At 61.9% G+C, this 14,152-nt stretch carries 15 protein-coding genes; 14 read left to right on the top strand and 1 reads right to left on the bottom strand.

The genetic code is table 11. The features are described 5' to 3' along the window. Positions 1-60 precede the first annotated feature (60 nt). The 13 genes from ACWIDZ_RS04220 (at position 61) to ACWIDZ_RS04160 (ending at position 11,740) form a co-directional block, all read left to right on the top strand. Positions 61-507 carry a phage tail tube protein gene (locus tag ACWIDZ_RS04220; RefSeq protein WP_453988882.1) on the top strand — a complete coding sequence of 149 codons (447 nt, stop codon included), beginning with the start codon at positions 61-63 and terminating at the stop codon, positions 505-507. Further along, the gene (locus tag ACWIDZ_RS04215; RefSeq protein ID WP_453988881.1) at positions 507-890 is read left to right on the top strand and encodes a hypothetical protein; all 384 of its coding nucleotides are present in this window, start codon (positions 507-509) and stop codon (positions 888-890) included. The genes ACWIDZ_RS04220 and ACWIDZ_RS04215 overlap by 1 nt, the downstream gene beginning before the upstream one ends. After that, a complete protein-coding gene (locus ACWIDZ_RS04210) occupies positions 866-1,180 on the top strand; it encodes a hypothetical protein (RefSeq protein WP_453988880.1) in 315 nt (104 codons plus the stop codon). Before ACWIDZ_RS04215 ends, ACWIDZ_RS04210 begins: the two co-directional genes overlap by 25 nt. Positions 1,181-1,216: 36 nt before the next feature. Further along, complete coding sequence (locus tag ACWIDZ_RS04205; protein ID WP_453988879.1) at positions 1,217-2,308, top strand: DUF2806 domain-containing protein; 1,092 nt, start codon at positions 1,217-1,219, stop codon at positions 2,306-2,308. Next, on the top strand, positions 2,305-3,084 hold the full coding sequence (locus ACWIDZ_RS04200) for a hypothetical protein (RefSeq protein ID WP_453988878.1): 780 nt from the start codon (positions 2,305-2,307) through the stop codon (positions 3,082-3,084). Before ACWIDZ_RS04205 ends, ACWIDZ_RS04200 begins: the two co-directional genes overlap by 4 nt. A 61-nt stretch (positions 3,085-3,145) precedes the next feature. Beyond that, entirely contained in the window at positions 3,146-5,533 is a 2,388-nt protein-coding gene (locus ACWIDZ_RS04195; RefSeq protein ID WP_453988877.1) for a hypothetical protein, read from the top strand. Beyond that, positions 5,533-6,189, top strand: coding sequence for a hypothetical protein (locus ACWIDZ_RS04190; RefSeq protein WP_453988876.1), 657 nt, complete (start codon positions 5,533-5,535; stop codon positions 6,187-6,189). The genes ACWIDZ_RS04195 and ACWIDZ_RS04190 overlap by 1 nt, the downstream gene beginning before the upstream one ends. After that, entirely contained in the window at positions 6,189-6,791 is a 603-nt protein-coding gene (locus ACWIDZ_RS04185; RefSeq protein ID WP_343828726.1) for a hypothetical protein, read from the top strand. Before ACWIDZ_RS04190 ends, ACWIDZ_RS04185 begins: the two co-directional genes overlap by 1 nt. Then, positions 6,773-7,171: a DUF6950 family protein gene (locus ACWIDZ_RS04180; protein ID WP_346486289.1), complete on the top strand. Its 399-nt coding sequence runs from the start codon at positions 6,773-6,775 to the stop codon at positions 7,169-7,171. The genes ACWIDZ_RS04185 and ACWIDZ_RS04180 overlap by 19 nt, the downstream gene beginning before the upstream one ends. Next, entirely contained in the window at positions 7,172-9,031 is a 1,860-nt protein-coding gene (locus ACWIDZ_RS04175) for a hypothetical protein (RefSeq protein ID WP_453988875.1), read from the top strand. Then, complete coding sequence (locus ACWIDZ_RS04170) at positions 9,028-9,204, top strand: hypothetical protein (RefSeq protein WP_343828729.1); 177 nt, start codon at positions 9,028-9,030, stop codon at positions 9,202-9,204. Before ACWIDZ_RS04175 ends, ACWIDZ_RS04170 begins: the two co-directional genes overlap by 4 nt. A 31-nt stretch (positions 9,205-9,235) precedes the next feature. Beyond that, positions 9,236-10,981, top strand: coding sequence for an SGNH/GDSL hydrolase family protein (locus ACWIDZ_RS04165; protein ID WP_454077657.1), 1,746 nt, complete (start codon positions 9,236-9,238; stop codon positions 10,979-10,981). Positions 10,982-10,993: 12 nt separating this feature from the next. Further along, on the top strand, positions 10,994-11,740 hold the full coding sequence (locus tag ACWIDZ_RS04160) for a hypothetical protein (protein WP_453988873.1): 747 nt from the start codon (positions 10,994-10,996) through the stop codon (positions 11,738-11,740). Between the two features lie 42 nt (positions 11,741-11,782). On the opposite strand, the gene ACWIDZ_RS04155 is transcribed toward ACWIDZ_RS04160, so the two are convergent. Beyond that, entirely contained in the window at positions 11,783-13,309 is a 1,527-nt protein-coding gene (locus tag ACWIDZ_RS04155) for a hypothetical protein (protein WP_453988872.1), read from the bottom strand. An 84-nt stretch (positions 13,310-13,393) separates the two neighbouring features. On the opposite strand from ACWIDZ_RS04155, the gene ACWIDZ_RS04150 reads away from it, so the two are divergent. Continuing rightward, positions 13,394-14,074 (top strand): acylneuraminate cytidylyltransferase family protein, encoded by a 681-nt coding sequence (locus ACWIDZ_RS04150; protein WP_453988871.1) that lies wholly within the window; start codon positions 13,394-13,396, stop codon positions 14,072-14,074. Positions 14,075-14,152: the final 78 nt, after the last annotated feature.

Genomic DNA, 14,152 nt, shown 5'->3' with positions numbered 1-14,152 from the left:
CCCAACGCGCCCAGGGCAGGCTGTGCGCGGCCTTTTCCATGCCTGCAAGGGAACTGAGCAATGGCTGTCAAAACGAAAAACAACATCGGGCTGCGGGTAAATCTCGGCAGCGGCTCGACCCCTGACTGGAAGGACGTGCCGGGCGCCTTCACGCTCAGCGGCGGCGGCACGACGACCGACCGGATCGACGCAACGACCTTCGCCAGTCCCGGCAACAGCCGCGTCTATATCGGCGGCCTGTCCGAAGAGAACCCTATCTCGTACGAAATGAACTACACGCCGGGCGATGAAACTCAGGTTGCGATCCGCTCTGCCAACGCCGGTGGCACGAGCTTGGAGTTCCAGCTGGTCTTCGGTTTGGCGGCCGCTCCGACTGATGCCGAGGCCTACACCGTCCCATGCCTTGTCTCGAGCTACGGCCTGCCGACTGGCCCCATCGAAGGAAAGCTGTCGGTCGCGGTGCAACTGACCCCGACGCAGGCGGGTGAGTGGGGCGAGCCTGTCTAATGGGGCCAACTGACGAGCGCCTTGGGATCGTCCGCCTGCCCTTACCGGATGGGCGGTTGGTGCCGCTGCAACTGACCTACGCCGCTCTGGACGCTAAAGGCCATGATTGGCTGCTGGAGCAGTTCAAGGCCATGCAGAAGGGCAAAACAGGCTCTCTTCGCGCCATGGCTGATGCCTTGGACCTTCTGAGCGCCAGCGCGATCCAGGCCGACGAGGTTATGGCCTCGCCGATGGCGGCCTATCCCATGGCGGATGTTCTCCGCTCCTGCTGGAAGGCGTGGGAGTTGGCGCAGTACGGCCCACAAGGGAGGTCCGTCGAAGCCGACACCGAGAGCCCTCAGAAGAGCGCCCGGCCGACGTGGTTGAGGCGCATCTTCGGCTAGCCGTCCGGGCGGGCCTGACGGAAGCAGAGTTCTGGGGCCTGACGCCCTACCGGCTGTCGTTGCGACTTCAGGAAGCTGGCCGGGCGCGCACGGAAGAGGCCTGGCTGAACGAGCGACTGGCTCGCGAGAAGACGCTCAACCCTCTCAGCCACTATACCGCCGAGAAACCGGCTGAGACCGTCGACGTGGCCTCGGCCATGCGGGATTGGGCCAAGCAGAACGACGCGAGGTTTAAGAGGAAGGCGTCGAAGGGGATCGAGGTGGTGGCGCCGCCGGACTCGACTTCGTAACGCTGTTTGGGCAAGGCTCCTCTGATTGGAGGGGCCATGTCCGACGATCATCTCAGCAACGAAGTCTCAATTTCTGCAGAACTAACCGAGCGCGGCGTGAAGGCTGGCGCGAAGAGCCGTACTCTTGCGGCTGTTGACCGACTTTTGGGTGGTGTTGTCGATCTCGCGAATGTGCCCATTGAGCGAATAGCTCAAAAGGGGCGAGCTAAGACAGACACTCAGGTTGCCGCGATCAAGGCCTTGGGGGAGAAGCAGTTGGAAGCGATCCACTCCGATCCCGATTTCGCTGCTCGCGCGATGCAGCAGCATCTCAAGGTCATTGGGACCAGGCAGGAAAACAAGACCGAAGCGGTACGTGCGGCGCTAGAAGATCTTCGAGAGACACCTCCGACTGAAGAGCAAAACAACAGTGGCGGCGAACAGCTAGATGACGCCTTCCTCAACCGCTGGGAGCGCTACGCAGAGGACGCCACAAGCGACCAGCTTAGAGAGAAGTGGGGACGCATTCTTGCAGGCGAAATTCGCGCGCCTGGAACCTTTTCAAGCAAGGTCATGAGAATCGTCGATGAACTAGAACCCAATACAGCCTTGCTCTTCGAGAGGTTCTGCGCTGCCCGCGTGGGTATGACCGTTCTCGGGTGCCTTGCTCCCGCGGCCGACTACGTAGATTTAAAGCGCTTGGTGGCTGCTGGGTTAATGGTGGATCCCGGTGAAGGGGGTCAAATTCGTCGATCATCGGACGTAACCGATGGTTCTGGTCACAAGATGAACCTCTTTTCCTTCGGGGGAAAGGCTGTTGCATTTGATGATGATCAGCAGATCGAGAAGCGCAATATTTACGGAAGCAAAGCGTTAAATGAGCCGCTCACCCTTGCCGAGGGTAAACCTGCTATTCCGGTGTACCTTCTTACAGACGTTGGTCACGCAATTTCTTCAATAATTGGTCACGACGAAATTTCAGTCGTGGAGAATTATTTGATCAAGTTGAGTGAGGATCGGCCGGATTTAAGGTTTAGGGAGTTCAGCTTGAACGCGGTGGGGAGTTTTTCTCTAGTGAAGCTTTGGGGGCCGCCCAAGGTTGAGGATGCTGCCGCGGGGGAACAGGGCCCAGCGGGGGGCGAGTCATGAAGCGATTGGTGGTGCTGGCGGCGTTGTCGGTTGTCCTGACTGGCTGCGGAGAGTCTGGGCCGAACCGGGCTGAGCGGCGCCTGGCAGACAAATCTGAGCTTGAACGGCTGGTATCTACAGAACAGAAGGCTGATGCTCTTACTGCCATCCGCTTGCTGGAAAATGATTATCGTGTTGAGATTGTAGAGGGCGGAGAGCTTCACTCTCTTTATGAGAAGGCTAAGGCGACAAGGCTTGAAGCGGAAAAAGCCGAAGCCCTTGAGGCCACCCGATCACGCCTGAAAGCTCAGCTTGAGACGGTAAACTCCATTAGTTCGGCACAGCCGGAAAGTATGGATCAGATCCGCAGAAACCTTCGCGCCTTTGAGAGCGCGGCGCAGACGCTGGCGGACGCCAAGGACTATCCGGACGCTGCCGTTAAGACCGATTCACAGAGGTTGCGATCTGCGCTTGTTCAGAAGCAAAGAGAGGTCCTTCCGCGAATGCGCGCCGGATTCGGCAAGGTTATGGGGCGCGAGATGTGGGAGAGCGATGTCGAGGTCATTGTCCAGGGCAGCGGAAACCGAACTGTTCGATTTATAGCCGGTATGTTCGCTGCTAACCGGAATATTGCGGCAGGACAACGGGCGGCCGACGAAGTGGCGTCTCAGCTTCGGTTCAAGCGGACTCAATTCGAGTGGTATCGCGGGAGTGAGTACACTTACTACACACTCGATACTCCCGATGATGGTGCCGTGGGAACTTGGCGCGGCTCTTACTTCACCGCAGTTCCCTAGCGATCCAATAAACTGAACCTTTCAGGCGACCTCTCGGGGTCGCCTTTTTCGTAGGTGAACCATGGCTGACGGTAATGTGGTCGGCTCGGCCGAGTTTGAGCTGCGGGCTACTCGCAAGAAACTTGCGGACGATCTCCGTCAGTCTGAGCGAGACGTGAAGGGCTTCATGGACCGTGTCGAGAACGATGCGGACCGAAGTTCGAAGAGCATCGGCAACTCCTTCAGCGGCATGATCCGCGGAATGGCGCTCGGCATCACGGCGTTGACCGCCGTCTTCGCCGCGGGCCTAGCGATGGCGCTCAAGTTCGGTCAGGCCAGCTTGAAGATGGCCGATGATCTCGCGAACTCGGCTGGTCGCATCGGCATTTCTACGAACGCCCTCCAAGAGTGGCAGTACGTGGCGCGCAAATCGGGATCGAGCGCCGCCGAAGCCAGCAAGGATCTGGAAGCATTCGCCCTTAAGTGGGAGCAGGCGCAAGCTGGCCTGAACAAAGACGCCGCGAAGTCGTTTGCCGCGCTCGGATTCTCGCGGGAGGATCTGCGATCGTTCAAGGATGCGGAAGACGCGCTGACCAAGACAACGGATAGGATCGTTGCGCTTGGTTCCCAGGCGGACCGCGCCGCCATCTCTGAACGACTGGGACTAGGGGCTTTCGCTGTTGCGCTCCGCGAGGGGGCCGACGAAGTGGACCGCCTTCGTGCCGAAGCTGCTGCCCTTGGTTTTGTCATGGATGCCGATCTGATCCAGAAGGGCGCCGAAGCTCAGAGCCAGCTTGAGGACTTGTCCCAGGTCATCGGCATTCAGATGGCCGAGGCCTTCATCAACCTGTCCGACGAAGTGTTGAACTTCACCGCCCAGATTGCCGACGCCATCAACGCGCTGAGCGACTTCATCGACCGGTCGCAGGCGGCTAGGCGGATGACGGGCGTGGGCTTCGGCGACGCCCTTGGGATGGCTGCAACTCCGCTCGGCTTCGTCAAAGGTGCGTGGAAGGCTGGCCAAGCTCTTGTGCGCGGTCCTCGTTATGTCGACCAGGAAGCGCTTGAGGACTTGGCGAACGGGACGGGCCGCTATGCGCCGCCGCGCACGCCACGTCGCTCTAGTGGCGGCAGCCCAACGCTGGCAGACATTCCGGGTCGGACGAACAACAGAGCGGACCGAGCCGCCGAACGCGAAGCCAGACGTTCTGAGCGGGTCGAGCAGGAAATCTTCCGCGCCCGTCAGCGCGCCCTAGGCATCTTCGACCGCGAGGCTCTCACGGTTCAGGAGCGCTTCGACATCGAGCAGGCCCAGGTGAAGCTGGAGCGCGAGGCTGAGCAGAAGCAGCTTGAGAGCCGGCTGGCACGAAAGGACATCACGGCTGAGGAGTTCAAGCAGCTCAAGCTGATTAACGACCAGACGGCGACGCTGGAAGATCGGGTTGCCGCGGACATCCTCGCTCGGGACCTGGCCGACGAACGGCTGGCCCAAGAACGCGCCCTGTCGGACCTCACGCGCGATCTGCTGTCGCTTCAGTCGGGCGCCGCTCGCACGGCCAAAGAGCGCCGGGACATCGAGCTTCGCCTGCTGGCCATGGCTCAGGAGCGGGCGCGGGAAGACCTGGAGCGTGAACTGAGCCGCACGCCCGGGCTGTCCGATGCGGACAAGCAGGCCCGCCGCGATGCGCTTGGAAACTACCAGACCGCCGAAACCGCCGCCGTCAACCGCCAGAACATGGGGCCGATGGAGGCGTGGCGGGACGCGAACCTGCGCACGGCCGCTGAGGTGCAAGAGGCCTACGAGCGTGTCGCAACGCGCGGCCTGGACGTCCTGAACGATGGCCTTGTCGATGCGATCATGAACACCCGCTCGCTTGGCGACGTGTTCGGCGCGATGGCGAAGCAAATCCTGGCCGACCTGCTGTCGATCTCGGTGAGACAGTCGATTGTCGAGCCTCTCGCCGCTGCCCTGTTCGGCGGGGGCGGGGGCAATGCGCCGGCGTCTGGTGGCTCTGGCGGCGGCGGATGGCTGAAGAAGGCGCTGGGCTGGGGGCGCTCGCTCTTCGGCTTCTCCGAGGGCGGATACACCGGCGACGGCGGCAAGCATGAGCCCGCTGGCCTAGTTCACAAGGGCGAGTACGTGTTCAGCCAGGAGGCGGTGCAGCGCATCGGCGCCGCTCGCCTCGACGCCATGCACAAGAACCTGAAGGGCTACTCGCTCGGCGGCCTTGTCGGCATGTCGCTGCCTTCGCTCAGCATCCCCGGCTTCTCGGGTGCCGCGGCGACCCAGCGCGTCCAGCACGAGGTCATCGTCAGGCCGGAGCGGGACAGCTTCATCACTCTGGCCTCGGACGCAGCCGTGCCCGTGGCGCGGGGCGCTGCGGCGCAGATGGGGCGGACCGTGCTGGACGCCTCTCGTCGTTCCGCGCCTGCCGTGCAGGAAAGCCAAAGCCTCTTGGGGACCACCTGATGGATCACTGGCCGTGGGATTTGCTCACGCCCCGACAAGAGCGCTGGCGTCTGCAAGGCGTTGCGCTGAATGGCGGCGTCAACGTTGGGGGCAACGCCACTGTCGCCCGAACCGATGGCGGCGGCCTCTGGGTTGGAGAGCAGTCATTCCTGCTCTCCAGCCGTGACCAGATCAAAGCCGCCCGTGCTATCGAGGCGACGCTAGACGGCGGCGTCGGGAAGATCGTGGCCTGGTCTTTCGAGGAGCCCTTCGCTCCGGGCGATCTCGTCGCTTCCGCCGTTCCTCACTCAGACGGCGCGCCCTTCGGCGATGGAACGCTTTACGGCTCCGTTCCGTCCGGAGCTACAGTGACGGCAGACTGCGCACTGCGGGCGACGCATATCCCGCTGACGATGCTCTCCGGCGTCCTGCAAGGCGGCGAGCACTTCTCGATCATCCACGCCTCGGCGGGCTGGCGCCGGTATCGGGTGGCCCGCGTCGGTGACGGTTATGCCGAGATCAGGCCGCCGCTCAGGGAAGCGATCCCTAGCGGAACGGCTCTCTACTTCGTCCGGGTCGGCTTGGGTGTCCGCCTGGCTAACCCTGACGAGTTCTTCGGAGCCCTCGATCCCTCGCGCATCGTCGAGGTTACGGCCCGCTGGGTGGAGGCGTTCTGATGCTGCCCGAACAGGCCAGGGTCATGTCGACCATGGGCGCCCCGCGATACTCGATGTTCTTCCTGATGCGGTTGCGGACGGGCGAGGTCATTCGGGCGTGGCTGGGCGCGGGAGACTATGAGCTTCCTGCCGATGACGTCGACACGACCGGCGGCGTCTATGTCGGCATCGGCATGGTCGGTGACTTCCCGGAGCTGAGACAGTTGGTCGGCGGCTTGGCTGAACGGGTGGAGTTCTCCCTCAACGGCGCCGATGAAACGGTCTTCCGCCTCGCCGCTGTGGAGATGGACGACGTAGTGGATGCCGAGGTCTACGTCGGCATCATCTTCTTCGATGATCATTGGCAGGCGGCGGACGCCATCGCGTGGCCCTGGGAAGGAACGGCGGACGTTCCCTCCGTCCATCGCGATAGCTCTGAGGACGGCGAGATCACTCGCAGCGTCACGATGTCAGTCGGTTCGGCCTTTACGGACAGGGCGCGCCCGGTGCTGGGGTTTATGACGCCAGAAGATCAAAAACGCCGCAGCCCAACAGACACCTTCTGCGACCGCGTTCCGGCCTACGATCTAGGGTCCACGATCCAATGGCCGGCGCCCAAGTAGCCGACCTCGGCCGCTTCCTAGAGCGGATGACATCGGAGCCGTTCGTGGACGGCGAAACCGACTGCATTCTCACCGTGTCCGACTGGATCGTGCTCAGCGGCCATCCGGACCCTGCTGAGCCCTTTCGCGGGCGTTATCGCACTGCACTTGGGCGGGAACGGATCGTGCGCCGGGAGGGCGGTTTGCTCGCCCTGATGCAGCGCGGAGCGGACCGGGCTTCGCTCCAACAGACAGTCAGCCCCCGGCCTGGCGATGTTGGTCTTGTCTCGATGGCAGGCCTCGAACTCGCCGCCATCTGCCTCGGCGCGCGATGGGCCGCCAAAGGTCTGGGCGTCGTTGTCGCCGAGCCTGAAGAAATCATCAGAGCCTGGAGGGTCTGAATGCCTCAAGCCGTTCCGGCTGCGGCCGCTGCGTTTGCCAACTGGGCCTTCGCTGCGACCGGGCTCGCCTATGGAGGCATGGCCCACGCGGTCGTGACCGCCACCCTGTATTATGGGGCTCAGGCCGCGATCTATACGGGCATTTCGATGGGGCTGAGCGCTGTCGCCCAGGCCCAGCTTCCAAACCCTGAAACCCAGAAGAGCACCCGCAAACAGACCCGCCCTCTGCGCTATGTGGCCTTTGGGGGGCCATCGCGCATGAGCGGCGCCTACATGCTGCGGGAGTCGGTCGGCAACAAGCTCGGGATTGTCCTCGGCATCTGCGAGGGGCGGCTCGCGAGCATCGATCGGGTCTACCTGAACGACGACCGTGTGACCCTTGGGCCAGGCGGCTGGGTTCAGGGGATGGCGAACGAGCGCTACGGCACCGGCGACCTGGTGAATGTCTCGCTCCGGTACGGCAACCCGACCGAAACCCGCCACACCAACCTGGACCCGACCTTTTCCAGTTACTGGCCAGCGACCTCACGAGGAGACGGTATCGCCTCGCTGGCGCTGTTCGCTCAGCACCGGTCGCAGGAAAGCGTGGGGCGACACTTCCCCAACGGCGAGCCCATGCCGGGTATCGTCGGCACGCCAGTCTGCTACGACTGGCGCGACCCGACGCAGGACCGGAATAATCAGGCGACGTGGAAAGCCTGCGCTAATCCGGTCGTCTGGATGGTGCACCTTGAGTGGTTCCGCTTCGGTCGGTCCTGGGATCGATGCATCGCGCCCGTTCTGGCCGATCTGACAATCGAGGCGAATTACTGCGATCAGCCCGTGCCGCTGAAGGCCGGTGGAACGGAGCCGCGCTACCGTTGTGCGGGGAACTACCCGGCGAACATCCAGCCGCAGGCCGTGCGCACCTCCATCCTCGCCAGCATGGACGGATGGCTGACCACAGACGGCAAAGGCCGCCTGATCATCAAGGCCGGCCGCTATGAAGAGCCAGACTTCATCGTCCCGCCTGAGCACATCAAGGGTTACAGCTGGAGCGCCGGGGAGAAGGACGAGCGCGAGATCAACGCGCTGACCGTATCGTTCGTCTCGCCAGATCACGACTACTCGGAGATCGAAGCCGGCCAGTGGCGCGACAGCGCGGCCATAGCCCGAAAAGGCATCGAGCGCGCTGAACCTCTGGGCCTGACAACTGTCCCCTCACGCGCCCAGTCGATGCGCTTGGCAAAACGCAAGATGAGCCGTCTGTCGGCCATCCGCCGAGGTCAGGTCCGCACCGGCATCTACGGCCTGAACGGTTTGGGCGAGCGATATATCCGCGTCCGCAACCCCGAGCATCCCGGCATGGTTGATGTGGTTTGCGAGGTGATGAATGTGAGCATCAACTTCGCGCGTGCCCAAGTTGTCTTCGACGTGATCCGGGCTGACGTGAACATCGATGATTGGGACCCGGCCGAGGAGGAGGGCGAACTGCCAGAGCCCATCGAGAGGCCTGAGCCTGTTCCGTCCGACCAGGAGGCGGCTCGGACGATCAAGAGCCCCTCGGTGCAATACCCGCTCACTTCGGACGAATCGTCCATCACCGTGGCGGCTTTCACGGCGATCGCGTCTGACGGGTCGGCCGTCAACTTCCCCGCGGCAGTCATCGGCAGCCTGACCGAACTCACCCGTTACGGCGTCTTCTACAAGCCGTCCGCCGGCTACGAGGTTGAGGAGTATCCAGCCCCGACCCGCATGGCGACGGGGTCGTGGCTATTCATCGGCTGGATGTCGACATCTGACGTCAATGGCGACTTCCCGTCCAACCCGACGCCGCCAGGCGGCTGGGGCGGCAATGACGAGATGGTCATCCGAGAATGAACGAGCGCCGCATCTTCCTGATCATCCGCGAGGCTGAGGACGGCCTGACCGTCACCGTCACGCCGATCCAGCCGGCCGAACAGCCCGAAGCGGTCGCGGTCATCCGCACCGTCGGCGACGTGGCGGCTGAGACCACCCTGCACTTCCCGGGCGCCGCCGTCCGTCAGGACTGACGCCCCACCATCCAACAATCTGAGGTGAGCCATGGCTGACATTTCGTCGACCAGGGACAGCGTGCGCGCGGCGTTCCGTGATTTTCGCGTCGAGGGCGTGCCCGCCTCCGGCGAGTATGAGCCCGACAAGAGCGAAATCCGAGCCGCCGTGGCGGGCAAGATGGTCGACCTGATCGCCGAGGTCGCCGCCTCGGCCGTGGCGGGTCGGCGGGTCTTCGTCACACTGGCGGAGCGTGACGCATGGACGGATCGGCCGATTGGAGCCGTCGCCTATGTAGAGGAGACGGGCGAAACCTATCGCTGGAGCGGGGCGGCTTGGGAGGCGTTCGAAGACCCGACCGTAGAGGCCGCCGCCCGAGCCTCAGCGGATGCTGACCGCGCCGAACAGGCGGCGGATGCGGCCGGGGCGCTGATCGGTGAACGCGTCGGCGAGATGACGATGCTCGAAGACGAGCGTGGATGGGCCGCTCTAGGCTTCGACGAAGCTGGGCAGATGTTCACCAGCCACGCAAACTTCATGGCGGGAGGTGAAGCCTTCGAGATCGCAGACGAGAAGGGTTTTGTTCTTGCCGCCTTCTCGGCGACGGGAGGCCTGATCGTTGCGGAGTCATTGGTCGAAACCGCAGCCCCCTGGGATGCGGCTCCCATCTTCGGCTCCCTGCTTTGCGGCGTCGAAGGGGTGGAGACCCACCTCTACCTTCGCAACATGATGGTGCGTCGATCCGACGAGCCGCGCGTGCGTGGCGTCTTCTCAAGCAATGGGGAAACGGACGGGTCGCGACAGACCTATGTCCGCGTATCTGACGATGACCTGGTGCTCGAATTGTCGCGCTCGGGTGCAACTGCCCAGCTGATGCTGCGCTCCGCCGGAGATGTCTCGGGGCTACGAAACCAGACGACCCTGACGGTCGCTGTCGCCCCAACTGGAGCATCCGCGTCGGCCACCATTCTGATGATCGGCGACAGCATCACCAATCGCGGTCAGGCCGCCTTGGTGCGAGACCGTTTGACCGCCTGGGGAGTAACGCCGTCGATGATCGGAACGATCAACGGCGCGTTACCCGAATCCGGTCAGGTGACGGGCGAGGGGGGAGCGCCTGGCGAAGGTCGGGAGGGCTGGGAGTTCGGTGACTACACCGGAGCGATCCTAGACCGCGCCCTGATCGTCTCTCCCGGCAGCGAGGCGGATTATCTGGCTCTGCCAAAGGACACCCGTCGAGAGTACAACCCGTTCCTTCGGGCGGCGACGGGCGGCGACGCGCCTGCTGTCGTCCGCAACGGCTATGTTTTCGACTTCGCCTACTATCTGAGCCGTTTCAGTCTCGACGCGCCTGACATCGTATTGATCGGCCTCGGTACGAACGACATCCGAGACCGGAACGGCGCGGCCCTGATCGATGCCGTCACCGACGGCATGGCGATCATGCACACCCAGATCCGAGCTTCAGCGTCGTCTGCGCGGATATTCTTCTGGTTCCCGCCATCGGCTCGATCTCCCGGACGGGACGCCCTGTGGGAAATCAAGTACGCGCCAGTGATCAAGGCGATGATCGCCTACCAGCGCGCCGCCGCTGATCCGAACCTGCACATCATTCCCGCCTGGGCGATGGCCAATCAGGAAATCGGATGGTCGCTCATGGATGCAGCGGTGAACCCGGCAACCGGCGTCTCATCCTCTGTGATCGACGACGATATCCATCCCCGCGACACGACTCGCCAGCAGTTGGCGGAAGTCCTCGCGGCCTATGCGGCGTGCGCCGCGCATGACCTGATCTGAGGAGACACCATCATGGGTTTGCGAATAACCGTCCCCCGCGTCGATTTCGAGAGCCGCGCCATCGGCTGGACCCCGGCTGTCCCCGAGGGACTCCAAGGCCTGTTCTTTCTGAACGGTACGCTGGAGAAAGCGGCCCGTAATCTGGTCGTGGGTCGCGCGTCGGCGGCGGTCATCGGTTCGCCCGTGGTCGGCGCCGGAACTGTCCGAATGAAGGGGCTCGCCAACTTCCTTCAGACGGACATCCCCGAGCCGACCGCGTTCACCATCCTCACCGTCGGCGCATGCCCGGACACCATGGCGGACGATGCGCACAGGGGCGTGTTCGTTTCCAACTTCGGTTCCCCGCCATCCGGCACGCCCTCGGCGTTCGGCATCAGCATGCACGTCCAGACTGCGACCCGCGTGGTTCAGACCGCTACGCGCTTCACTGACGCCGGCAGCACGACGACCACCTCAGGTTCCAATGGCTCCACGGTGCAGAACCCGGCGAACCTATCGTTCATGTGCGGGCGTGCGCGGGATGACCGCACGGAGATGAACAATCTAACCCAGGCTTTGAACACCGCAGCCAACTATACCTATCCTCGCTATCTTTCTCAGGGCGCGCTGCGGATCGGGTCGGCCTATTCGACCTTCCAGGGATTGTCCGACATCGGCTTCGTGGCGGTCTACGACCGGTTCATCACCGATGCCGAACGCGACGCGATGTACGCCCAGGTCAAGGCTTATTTCAGCCTTGGGTTCGGTCTGACGATTTGAACAGTCAGCGGGAGGAGAGAGAAGCAATAGTTCGAATCAGACTTATGCAGCAGGCTTCACGATGCTGTCGAAGTATATTCGCTCGACTTCCCAGTTATGGGTGTGATGGCTAGCGACGGGCTGGCCACGGAAATAATGGGTAGTCTGTCGGGTTTTCTGATCATTGAGAGAGTATCCGAAGACATTCCGTTGATCCTGCAATCCGCCAGCGAGGTAATTGAGCCACGTGAGCATCACGATTCCGGAGGACGGGTTGCGCTGAGTGCGAGCGATTGTGAGGCGGAGGAATTCTTCTGGAATTAAGGAAACATTCTCGTGGGTTTCCAGGAGCTCCCGCAGGTAGGCGCCACAGTTGGCGGACCGATAAAGGGGATTCGAACCACTGAGGATCAACCGCTCTACCCCGGGTGTGCGGTCCATCCGCTTCACGTCGTAGTTCTGCTGGTTCTTAACCCAGACGTTTTGCTTCCAACCGTAGTCGTGAGCAAATTGAGCATTAGGTCGTCCTGTATTTAGACGTATCACGACCTCTTTAGTGTCGATCTGCGGGCCTGTGCCCAGACCGATCTGCCGAGGGCCGTTTGCAACGATGGCGAAATTGTCTCTATTGCGCCTGATCAAGTCGGGGAAGTCTGACTCGCATTGGACAATGCGGTTGACCATCGCTGCCTCGGCGAGCGCCCACTGATCGGCCAGCAGTCCTTCCTCTACCAACAGGCGGGTTATCGCTGGAATCCGCATCGTTTGCCAAATATTTTTGGAACCACTCCTTGCTCGTTTCAGCAGAGACAGCGCGTATCCATACTCACCAGCATCGCAGAAGAAACCGGCCAGAACCATAAGATTGGCAGGCGACAGGTTCGCATTTCTTGCCACAAGTCGTTTAATTTCTTCGCGAACGTGCAAAGTAGTGCCGAATGTCTTCCATTCGTGCCTGACCCACCCCATTACTGCTCGGCGCGTGGGCTGTATTTGGGCTGCGACAGCCTCAGCATAGTCTCGGCTGGTCACGTCATCCAGAACGCCGAAAAGCCGGGCCAACTGCGCTCGCTCAAAGTGGAATCGATCAGTGTGGTGCCCGTACTCGAATTCAGTGTCCCGGACGAGCTGGACAACTTCCTCGCCCAACCCCGCCAGCTTCCATAACGCCGCGTTAATAGGGATGAGGGCTAGGGGCTTCCGTCCGTCGTTGGTTCTTACTTGCCAAGGGTTATCGCGAACGATTTCGAAGAACGTCTGGTCGGGCCCGGAAATGCATGCCCGAGCGACCATATCGACAAGCGAGCGATCTATCTTGGCGGTGGCGGCGCCCGATTCGTGTTCGAGCGCCATCGTGAAGGCGCTGCCATCAAACTCGATATTATTTAGTTCGGCACCTGACTTCTCTAAAAGGCGAGCAAGGCCGGAAGCAGTAACTTTGCCGAAGCGATAACGAATCTTGGCGTTGATCAACTGCTCGGTCGGCGATTTGCCCATAGCTCGCGAAGTAGCCGGAGTCGGGCTTGCCGGCTCTCCTGAAGCCGTCAGTGGGGCTTCGGATGGCTGGCGACGCGAGAGAACTTTGAGCATGTGATGCCCTTTGTTTAGGCTTGCATAACGGTGGGCGGCCTGCTTACCGACACGGACGCGCGAGCGTCAACCAAAGAGGTCGATATGGAAGTTACCGCAGTGATCGTTGCGCGCGGCGGGAGCAAGCGCTTGCCAAGAAAGAACCTTCTTAAAATCAATGGGGAGAGCCTCCTTGGCCGCAAGGTTAGGCAACTTCTTGCTGCGGAGAGGATAGACCGCGTTGTAGTCGGCTCGGACGACGACGAAATTCTGCAAGAGGCCGCTGCTGCGGGGGCGGAGCCGGTTCGCCGCCCTGACTTTTTTTGTGACGAAGCCCAGGCATCTGCGAACCAGATGATTGGAAATATGTGCGCTCTCATAGAGAGCGACGTCATCGTGTGGGCGCATTGCACCAATGCGCTTCTCTCCGCGGGCACATATGACCGGGCGGTTACGGCCTATGCTGAGGCTAGGTCTGCAGGCTACGACTCTTTGTTGTCGGTTAGCGTCCTTCGCGAGCACCTCTGGGATGCGAACAAGAAACCATACAATTACGATCCTTACGGCGACACGCATCCGTTGGCTTCAACGCTGCCGCCGCTATATGCTCAAGATGGCGGAATCTTCATACAGCCCCACGCTCAGATGGCCGCAAACAGCTATTTTTTTGGCGTGAAGCCGTGGCTTTTCGAGGTTCCTCACGATGAGCTCCTCGACATCAACACTCCCCACGAGTTTGCTGTAGCTAAGGCCTACATCGAAGCTAGCGAAGAGCCGCGCAAGTAAGAGACACGCGGCGTCTCGAGAATGCACCTGCGCGCTCTGGCATTCCGCTGAGCGATTGTGGGAAGTAACTAAGTGAAT

Source organism: Brevundimonas sp. NPDC055311, assembly GCF_053645695.1.
The sequence above is the reverse complement of the archived record's forward strand: the minus strand, read 5'-3'. Positions and strand labels throughout refer to the sequence as shown.